This window comes from Alcanivorax sp., from assembly GCF_040119285.1.
Lineage (GTDB): Bacteria > Pseudomonadota > Gammaproteobacteria > Pseudomonadales > Alcanivoracaceae > Alcanivorax.
In genome coordinates, this window is record NZ_JBEDTY010000014.1 from 58,350 (window position 1) to 66,155 (window position 7,806).

Here is a 7,806-nt window from a genome sequence, read left to right on the forward strand (position 1 = left end):
CCATGAAATCAACGTCGTTTTTTCAATGGTTAGGATCCCGCGAGGGAATCTACCATCTGCTGTTGGCGCTGCTGCTGGTGGTGGTGTTCCCACTGGCACTGGATGTCTTTCGTCTTAATATGGTTGGCAAGTATCTAACCTATGCGTTTGCCGCGCTAGGTCTGGTACTTTGCTGGGGCCGCAGTGGTATTTTGAGTCTTGGGCAGGGGATCTTTTTCGGCCTTGGCGGCTACTGCATGGCGATGTTCTTGAAGTTGGAAGCGTCCAGTCCAGAGAATACCTCCATTCAGTCTACCCCAGGTATTCCTGATTTCATGGACTGGAACCAGCTCACCGCACTGCCCTGGTTTTGGGAACCCTTCCACAGCTTTTCCTTTACTTTGATTGCGGTGGTTGCCGTGCCGGCGATTCTTGCCCTGATCATTGGCGTAGCCATGTTCAAACGCCGAGTAGGTGGCGTGTATTTTGCCATCATTACCCAGGCGATTGCCGCCATCCTGACGATCCTGATCATTGGTCAGCAGGGTTTCACAGGGGGGGTGAATGGTATTACCGATCTGCGCACCTTGATGGGGTGGGATATCCGTAGTGACGAAGCCAAAACGGCGTTGTACTTCGTGTGTGTAGGCATGTTGTTCCTGTGCCTGATGATTGGTCGCTGGGTCATGCATAGCAAGCTGGGGCGTATTCTGCTTGCCATGCGCGATCAGGAAGATCGGGTACGTTTTTCCGGTTACGACGTTGCTTCTTTCAAGATATTTGTGTTCTGCCTAGCCGCTATGTTTGCCGGTGTGGGTGGGGCCATGTTTACCCTGCAGGTAGGTTTCATGTCGCCAACATTTGTGGGGATTGTACCCTCCATTGAAATGGTGGTGCTGTGTGCCGTGGGCGGCCGGAATTCTCTGCTGGGCGCGGTGTATGGCGCGTTAATTGTGAATGCCGCTAAAACGGGTTTCTCAGAATCCTTCCCTGAACTGTGGCTGTATGCAATGGGTGCTCTATTCATTGGTGTAGTGCTGGCCTTCCCTGATGGCTTGGCTGGACTTTATAACCGTTATATTCAGCCGCTAGAAAGTAAGTTGCCCTCGCTGCTGCGTCGCCGTCGCGCTGATGCTGAAAATCTGCCTGTGGAGGAAGTGAAATGATGCCGACTAATAATGACTTCATTCTTGCGGTAGAAGGTTTGACTGTTTCTTTCGATGGGTTCAAGGCGGTTAACGATATGTCGCTGTACCTGGAACCACAGGAGATTCGTGTGATTATCGGCCCCAATGGGGCCGGTAAAACCACGGTACTAGATCTGATCTGCGGAAAAACCCGGGCAACGGAAGGATCGATAAAGTTCAAGGAGAAAGAACTGAGCAAAATGAGCGAGCACAAGATTGTGCGTGCTGGTGTTGGTCGAAAATTTCAAAACCCCTCTATTTATGAAGACCTAAGCGTTTTCGAAAATTTAGAAGTGTCATTTCCACGTGGGCGTTCTGTAATGGGGGCCTTGGCATTCAAGCGTGATGCTGAAGTTATCAATGCGGTGGAAGAAGTGGCCAGAACTATCTTTCTCGAAGATCTTCTCGATCAACCCGCCGCCTTGCTTAGTCATGGTCAAAAGCAGTGGTTAGAAATCGGTATGTTGCTTATCCAGAAACCGGATCTATTGATGTTAGATGAACCGGTTGCTGGCATGTCAGTAGCAGAACGAAAAAAAACGGCTGAACTTCTTCGGGTTATTACCAAAAACCATACGGTACTAGTCATCGAACATGACATGCAGTTTGTTGGTGATATTGCTGACCGCGTTACGGTAATGCATCAGGGCAAGGTGCTCTCGGAAGGGTCGCTAGAGAAGGTTAAAGCGGACCCAAAGGTCATCGAAGTTTACCTGGGTCACTGAGTTGAAGGTCGCCGCGAGTTATTCACGGTGCCGACTCTGATAGGGAGTGCTAGTTATGTTGAGAGTATCAAATTACGACGTAGCCTACGGGCAGAGCACCATTATTCGCAATATGAACCTCAAAGTTGAGGAAAACGAAATTGTTGCAGTAGTGGGCCGTAATGGCATGGGTAAAACCACCCTGATGAAATCTCTGATCGGTATGGAAAAAGCCCGCGCTGGCATAACCGAGCTGGACGGAGTGGATCTGTCGGCCATGAAAAGCTGTCAGCGAGTAAAGGCCGGTCTGGGGTTTGTTCCTCAGGGACGTATGATTTTTCCGTCGTTGACTGTGAAAGAGAATATCGAAACCGGCTTGGCCGCGGTGGGGGAAAAGAAAGTCCCCAAAGATTTATACGAACTGTTTCCCGTTCTAGAAGAAATGCAGAGCCGTCGAGGCGGAAACTTATCCGGCGGTCAACAGCAACAGTTGGCAATTGCCCGTGCACTGGCCACACGGCCCAAGGTGTTGTTGCTGGATGAGCCCACTGAGGGGATTCAACCCTCCATCATCAAGGATATGGCCCGTACGTTGAAGCGTATCCGCGATGAGCGCGGGCTATCCATTGTGGTGTCTGAGCAAGTGTTGAGCTTTGTCATGGATGTGGCTGATCGAATTTTAGTCATCGAGAAAGGCGAAATCGTACATGAAGAAAGCGGTGAGAGTATGAATCAGGAAAAAATAGCGGCATATCTTGCGGTGTGATGTGCCTGTTTGCCGATGAGTTTTAAGCAGTAAAGGAGAGAGTAATGCGACACGGCGATATTTCCAGCAGTAACGATACCGTGGGTGTTGCGGTAGTGAATTACAAAATGCCGCGACTGCATAGCAAAGCTGAAGTGCTAGATAATGCCCGTAACATTGCGGAAATGATTAAGGGCATGAAAAAGGGACTGCCGGGGATGGATTTGGTGGTTTTTCCGGAATACAGCACTATGGGCATTATGTATGACCCGGATGAAATGATGGCCACAGCGGCTACCATTCCCGGTGATGAGACCGCTATTTTCTCCGCTGCCTGTCGTGAAGCTAATACCTGGGGTGTGTTTTCGCTGACGGGCGAACAACATGAAGAGCACCCTGCGAAAGCCCCTTATAACACGCTGGTGTTAATCAATAATGAAGGGGAAATTGTTCAGAAATACCGTAAGTGTATTCCGTGGTGTCCTATTGAGGGTTGGTATCCTGGTGATACGACCTATGTAACGGAAGGTCCCAAGGGAATGAAGATCAGCCTCATCATTTGTGATGACGGTAACTACCCGGAAATCTGGCGTGATTGTGCCATGAAAGGTGCTGAATTGATTGTTCGTTGCCAGGGCTATATGTATCCGGCGAAGGAGCAGCAGGTGATGATGGCCAAGTCCATGGCCTGGGCGAATAACTGCTATGTGGCTGTAGCTAACGCCAGTGGTTTTGATGGCGTGTATTCGTATTTTGGGCACTCGGCACTCATCGGGTTTGATGGTCGTACTCTGGGTGAATGTGGTGAAGAGGATATGGGTATTCAGTATGCCCAGTTATCCGTCAGTCAAATCCGTGATGCTCGTGCTAATGATCAGTCTCAAAATCATCTGTTTAAGTTGCTGCACCGTGGTTATACCGGCATGCATGCTTCTGGTGATGGAGACAAGGGTATTGCGGACTGTCCTTTTGACTTTTATCGCACCTGGGTAATGGATGCTCAAAAGGCGCAGGAGAACGTAGAAGCCATGACACGTAGCACAATAGGGGTGGCAGAGTGTCCGGTGGGTGAATTGCCTGTGGATGGTAAAGAGAGAACGGCGGGTGAGTGATGCCCTTCATCAATGAGCAGTTAGCAGCGAATCATGAGATAGCGGATCGAAAGCGAGATGCTGACCATTCTGGGAGAGTGTCCCGATTTACCTTTGATCCGGGCACGGTAATGGCAACATTACGTAAACGGATTGTTGGCCAGCCTCATGTGCTAGATCGTATCGACAATATGCTGCGAGTCCTCAAGGCGGATATCGCCCCGGATGACCGACCTCTGGCGGTGCAACTGTTTGTAGGCCCCACCGGGGTCGGTAAGACTGAAACGGTGCGTTTGCTGGCGGAGGCTATTCACGGTAGCGCTGATGCTGTGTGCCGGATAGATATGAGCACTTTGGCCCAGGAGCATTATGCCGCTTCATTAACTGGAGCGCCGCCAGGGTATGTGGGTAGCAAAGAAGGCCAAACTCTATTTGATGTAGAGGCTATTCAGGGCAGCTTTAGCAAACCCGGTATTGTGTTGTTTGATGAACTGGAAAAAGCCAGCCCTGAAGTGGTCAGAGCATTGCTCAATGTGCTGGATCGAGGTCGACTCAGACTGAGCGCCGGCAACCGTGAAATCAACTTCCGCAATAGCCTAATTTTCATGACCAGTAACGCCGGGGCATCACAAGTGTCGGCATTGAGAGGGCGGCAACAGAAACGCTGGTGGGTCTGGAAGAATTCGAGCCGCCAGATAGAGGCGGTGGTGGATCAGGCATTGCAGCAACATTTTGATCCAGAATTTCTTAATCGTATTGATAGCATCATTACGTTTAATGCTCTGGATCAGGATATTAGTGAGCAATTGCTGGATATCGAGTTGGAAAAGCTCAATCGACGGTTACTAAGACGTAAAGTGCTGCTGAGCTTAGGTGATGGGACACGGCGTTATCTATGCAACACCATGGATGCCCGTTATGGGGCCAGGGAAATGGCGCGTCGGGTTCGCAATGAGCTTTCTCCGCCGCTGGCCAGAGTGATGTTGGATTACCCTCAAGCGGATACCTTCGAGGCACAGATGCAAGCAGGAAAGCTCATCGTTATTCCTGTTTGATTGAGTCTCGAGAGATTAACTAAACCGTCAGCCTGCTGGCGGTTTTTACCGTTATCGGATAGGTGTCGCTTGCAGTACGTACAGCCTTGGTGACGGTCTTCTTTAAGTGACGATCATGTCTGGCTATTCATGAAGCGTCTGCCCATCGATTTAAAATCGGTGTGATTACATCATCTGACGCATTAGAGTTACATTATTACGGTGTAATAATCTCAATGCAGCCACCGAGTGGATTGTTCAAAGGCATCATCAAAGAGTAGAGAGATGGCAAGTAGAAGTAGCGTCAGCGCTTGGGGCGAGGTGTTTCTAACCATGATGATTGAGTACCCTGTTCCTGTGCCCAAAGGGCCCGACGAGATTTCGGCACAGGTAGATCAGAGTTGTTAGGCAATCGCTTCTTTGAAAGCAGTCTACCCGGATTTGGATCTGATTTTCACAGAATACTCCACCAAAGAGTTGAATACGGCAAAGTGGAACTCTAATCAGATGCTGCTAATTCTCGATAGCCCTGAGACCGGTCGGTTTAAGAAAGCATATAAAAAGAATGGGGCGTGAGTACTTTTCTTTGATGGATGAAGCTCCACTATTTTGTTAGGCAAGAAGCAAGAAGCAAGAAGCAAGAAGCAAGAAGCAAGAAGCAAGAAGCAAGAAGCAAGAAGCAAGAAGCAAGAAGCAAGAAGCAAGAAGCAAGAGGCAAGAGTGCTGGGCTTTGAAGAACAATATCTCCAACTTGGTGCGGTGCTACGTTGGTCCACCAGATGGAAGCAAGGAAACAGTCTGATGTAAGTTAAAGATTTGGTGGGAGGGAGCTATAAACTGTCTTGTGATGATAAGGCGAGAATCCGTGATGGATAGAAATATGACCCGGAGCGGTCAAGTTAGGGGTAATGCAAAAATAATTTTCTAATTTAAAAATCAGCCTGTTGCCAGCAAACCTACGTCAAATGACGTAGGTTTGCTGTGCTATTAACGCATGGTTGTCCTTGGCGGTTTCATTAATAGTGATTGTGTTGATGCCCACTCGACCTAAATGATTCGCTGAGGAGCTTTGATTATGGCTGAAACGATTATCAAGATTGACCTGAAACAATCGCCTTACGAAAACGAAAACGTTCATAATCGTTGGCACCCGGATATCCCCATGGCCAAAATGGTGAAGCCTGGTGATGATTTTATCCTGGAATGCCATGACTGGACCGGTGGGCAGATCGAGAATAACGATAGCGCTGATGATGTTCGTGATGTCGACCTGACCCAGGTGCACTTTCTAACCGGACCTGTGGGTGTCGAAGGCGCCGAGCCTGGCGATCTTCTGGTGGTGGATATCCTTGATATCGGCACTTTTGATGAAAGCCAATGGGGCTTTAATGGTTTCTTTTCCAAGCAAAATGGCGGTGGCTTCCTTACCGAACATTTTCCTGAAGCTCAGAAATCCATCTGGGATTTCAATGGTATGTTCACCAAGTCCCGCCATATTCCCAACGTGGAGTTTGCCGGCCTGATTCACCCGGGCCTTATAGGTTGTTTGCCGTCGAAGGAAATGCTTGAAGAGTGGAACACCCGGGAAAAAGCACTTTACGATACCGAGCCTGATCGTGTTCCTGGGTTGGCTAACTTACCTTATGCCGATACGGCGCACATGGGTAAGTTAAGCGGTGACGCGAAAGCCCAGGCTGCTGCCGAAGGCGCCCGTACCGTACCGCCCCGTGAGCATGGTGGTAACTGTGATATTAAAGATTTGTCGAGGGGCTCGCAGGTTTATTTCCCCGTTTATGTGAAGGATGCGGGGCTGTCCGTGGGGGATCTGCATTTTAGCCAGGGTGATGGTGAGATTACGTTCTGTGGAGCCATTGAGATGGCTGGCTGGATCCATTTGCGGGTGAACATCATTAAAGGCGGTATGGAAAAATACGGAATTAAGAATCCGATCTTTAAGCCCAGCCCGATGGCGCCCAAGTATGACGATTACCTAATATTTGAAGGTATCTCTGTAGATGAACAAGGCAAGCAGCATTATTTAGACGTGCATGTGGCGTATCGTCAGGCTTGCCTCAATGCGATTGAGTACCTAAAGAAATTTGGTTATACGGGTGCTCAAGCCTATGCTTTGCTCGGCTGTGCGCCTGTCCAGGGACATATTAGTGGCGTAGTGGATGTGCCCAATGCCTGTGCCACTCTTTGGTTGCCAACGGATATTTTCGACTTTGATATTAAGCCGGGTATGGATGGTCCACAGCATAGTGTGGCCGGTAGCGTTGACATACCTTTATCGAAAGATAAGTAATTTATACAGGAGCTGATCATGCCGCTTTATGACTATAAATGTGTCGAGCATGGCTTGTTCCATGACCTGGTTCCCATGCAGGCTTCCGGTGAGTGCGCCATGTGCCCAACCTGTGGTGCGTTGTCAGCGCGGGTAATTATGGTGCCCCCAGAGGTGCTGGATATGGCCCCGGAAAAACGCCAAGCCATTGCGCGTAATGAGAAGGCGATGCATGAGCCTCGTCAAGGCAATCAGCATTCAGAAAAAAATCGGGGTTGTTGTCATCACAAGCGCAAGTCCAAGCTTTTCTATACTGCTGAAGGCAACAAGATGTTTCCTTCAGCCAGACCATGGATGATTAGCCATTAACGATTGAAGGGTTTTACGGCAGTAAAAATTCTCTTAGGGGCCGCACTAGCGGCCTTTTTTTATGCTTTATGACTGCTTTTTTTGCCGTTAGTATCTATGGCGTCGTAAGCGATCGGGTACCGTTTTCGAGTATGTTGCAGATATAGATCTTGCCAAGAGATGGGCTGTTCATCTAACGATTTTAGACGAAGGGCTGCAACATCAGCACAGTGCGGTGTGAATCGGCACTATTTTTCTAGACACTTCTCAGCCATTTCATCTTCTACGTGGGTCTCCACTGAGAAACTGAATCGCCACCAGTTCATTAGACACTTCCCAGCCGTTCTTGGTGACGCTTTTCATACTCTACCGGTGACAGCTTTTCATTAGAACCATGGCGTCGTCGGTTGTTATAGAACATCTCGATATAATCA

Annotated in this window: 9 protein-coding genes; 8 read left to right on the top strand and 1 reads right to left on the bottom strand. The window is 49.0% G+C overall.

Annotated elements, in window-relative coordinates; genetic code table 11:
* The first annotated feature begins 2 nt into the window (after positions 1 to 2).
* The 8 genes from urtC (at position 3) to ABNH10_RS04585 (ending at position 7,393) form a co-directional block, all read left to right on the top strand.
* Positions 3 to 1,145, top strand: a complete 1,143-nt coding sequence (urtC, locus tag ABNH10_RS04550) for an urea ABC transporter permease subunit UrtC (protein ID WP_349384926.1) — start codon at positions 3 to 5, stop codon at positions 1,143 to 1,145.
* Complete coding sequence (gene urtD, locus ABNH10_RS04555) at positions 1,142 to 1,891, top strand: urea ABC transporter ATP-binding protein UrtD (RefSeq protein WP_349384927.1); 750 nt, start codon at positions 1,142 to 1,144, stop codon at positions 1,889 to 1,891. Before urtC ends, urtD begins: the two co-directional genes overlap by 4 nt.
* Positions 1,892 to 1,946: 55 nt before the next feature.
* The gene (urtE, locus tag ABNH10_RS04560) at positions 1,947 to 2,636 is read left to right on the top strand and encodes an urea ABC transporter ATP-binding subunit UrtE (RefSeq protein WP_035459102.1); all 690 of its coding nucleotides are present in this window, start codon (positions 1,947 to 1,949) and stop codon (positions 2,634 to 2,636) included.
* A 44-nt stretch (positions 2,637 to 2,680) separates the two neighbouring features.
* Positions 2,681 to 3,727 (top strand): aliphatic amidase, encoded by a 1,047-nt coding sequence (locus ABNH10_RS04565; RefSeq protein WP_011589259.1) that lies wholly within the window; start codon positions 2,681 to 2,683, stop codon positions 3,725 to 3,727.
* Positions 3,728 to 3,837: 110 nt separating this feature from the next.
* Complete coding sequence (locus ABNH10_RS04570) at positions 3,838 to 4,761, top strand: AAA family ATPase (RefSeq protein WP_349384928.1); 924 nt, start codon at positions 3,838 to 3,840, stop codon at positions 4,759 to 4,761.
* A 588-nt stretch (positions 4,762 to 5,349) separates the two neighbouring features.
* Complete coding sequence (locus ABNH10_RS04575) at positions 5,350 to 5,547, top strand: hypothetical protein (protein ID WP_349384929.1); 198 nt, start codon at positions 5,350 to 5,352, stop codon at positions 5,545 to 5,547.
* A 268-nt stretch (positions 5,548 to 5,815) separates the two neighbouring features.
* Positions 5,816 to 7,045, top strand: a complete 1,230-nt coding sequence (gene fmdA / locus ABNH10_RS04580; protein WP_011589257.1) for a formamidase — start codon at positions 5,816 to 5,818, stop codon at positions 7,043 to 7,045.
* 18 nt (positions 7,046 to 7,063) lie between these two features.
* The gene (locus ABNH10_RS04585) at positions 7,064 to 7,393 is read left to right on the top strand and encodes a zinc ribbon domain-containing protein (protein ID WP_349384930.1); all 330 of its coding nucleotides are present in this window, start codon (positions 7,064 to 7,066) and stop codon (positions 7,391 to 7,393) included.
* A 304-nt stretch (positions 7,394 to 7,697) separates the two neighbouring features.
* Here ABNH10_RS04585 and ABNH10_RS04590 read toward each other — a convergent pair.
* The coding region (locus tag ABNH10_RS04590; protein WP_349384934.1) for an IS3 family transposase at positions 7,698 to 7,806 on the bottom strand (109 nt) is incomplete at its 5' end.

Excerpts from the sequence above, each read along its gene's own strand:
- urtC (WP_349384926.1), top strand. The coding sequence starts at position 3 with ATGAAATCAACGTCGTTTTTTCAATGGTTAGGATCCCGCGAGGGAATC.
- urtD (WP_349384927.1), top strand. The coding sequence starts at position 1,142 with ATGATGCCGACTAATAATGACTTCATTCTTGCGGTAGAAGGTTTGACT.
- urtE (WP_035459102.1), top strand. The coding sequence starts at position 1,947 with ATGTTGAGAGTATCAAATTACGACGTAGCCTACGGGCAGAGCACCATT.
- ABNH10_RS04565 (WP_011589259.1), top strand. The coding sequence starts at position 2,681 with ATGCGACACGGCGATATTTCCAGCAGTAACGATACCGTGGGTGTTGCG.
- ABNH10_RS04570 (WP_349384928.1), top strand. The coding sequence starts at position 3,838 with ATGGCAACATTACGTAAACGGATTGTTGGCCAGCCTCATGTGCTAGAT.
- fmdA (WP_011589257.1), top strand. The coding sequence starts at position 5,816 with ATGGCTGAAACGATTATCAAGATTGACCTGAAACAATCGCCTTACGAA.
- ABNH10_RS04585 (WP_349384930.1), top strand. The coding sequence starts at position 7,064 with ATGCCGCTTTATGACTATAAATGTGTCGAGCATGGCTTGTTCCATGAC.